The organism is Nocardia amamiensis NBRC 102102 (genome assembly GCF_001612745.1).
GTDB lineage: Bacteria > Actinomycetota > Actinomycetes > Mycobacteriales > Mycobacteriaceae > Nocardia > Nocardia amamiensis.
Genome location: NZ_BDBA01000463.1, coordinates 1 through 795 on the forward strand (window position 1 = coordinate 1; position 795 = coordinate 795).

Genomic DNA, 795 nt, shown 5'->3' on the forward strand with positions numbered 1-795 from the left:
GGCTCTGGCGCAGAATCCGTGATCGTGTTGTTCGGCGTGTTGCCGCCGGTTCGGGGCTCGGGTGGGTGAAGGTGTCAGGCGTGGTTTGCTGATGCTGCTCGAATGTTGTTGCCGCACTTCGGTGATCTGGTAATCGCGGACGTCCGAAGCGAGCGGGATGTCGTGACGGTCGAAGCTGCGGTTGCTGCAGCAGCAGCGGGTTGCCCGCGATGTGGAAGCAATTCGGTGCGGGTGCATTCCCGGTATTGGCGGCAGCTGGCGGATGTGTCTGTCGCGGGTCGGGCGGTGGTGCTGCGGTTGCGGGTTCGTCGGTTCTTCTGTTCGAATAGCAATTGTGCGGCAAGAACTTTCGCTGAGCAGGTTGCTGGGTTGACGGTGAAGTGGGCGCGCCGGACGGACCAGCTGGCGGCGACGCTGACCAGGATCGGGTTGGCGTTGGCGGGGCGGGCGGGTGCCCGGCTGGCCAGCAGGCTGGGCATCGCGACGAGCCGGGACACGTTGTTGCGGCTGGTGCGGGCGTTGCCGGACCCGCCGATCACCCAGGTGCAGATCCTCGGGGTCGACGATTTCTCCCTCCGCCGCGGACACACCTATGGAACAGTCGTCGTGGATATGCAGTCACATCGTCCGATCGAGGTGTTGGCCGACCGCACCGCCGCGACGCTTGCGGGCTGGCTGTGTGAACATTCCGGGGTCGAGGTGGTGTGCCGGGATCGCGCTTCGGCCTATGCCGAGGCGGTCAAGACCGCCGCGCCGCACGCGATCCATGTCGCCGATCGCTGGCATTTGTGGCAC

At 65.8% G+C, this 795-nt stretch carries 1 protein-coding gene; it reads left to right on the forward strand.

Features of this window, described 5'->3' with window-relative positions; all coding sequences use genetic code 11:
- Positions 1-102: 102 nt before the first annotated feature.
- Positions 103-795, forward strand: a 693-nt coding sequence (locus tag NA4_RS39960; protein ID WP_157129604.1) for an ISL3 family transposase, incomplete at its 3' end; no start/stop codon positions are given.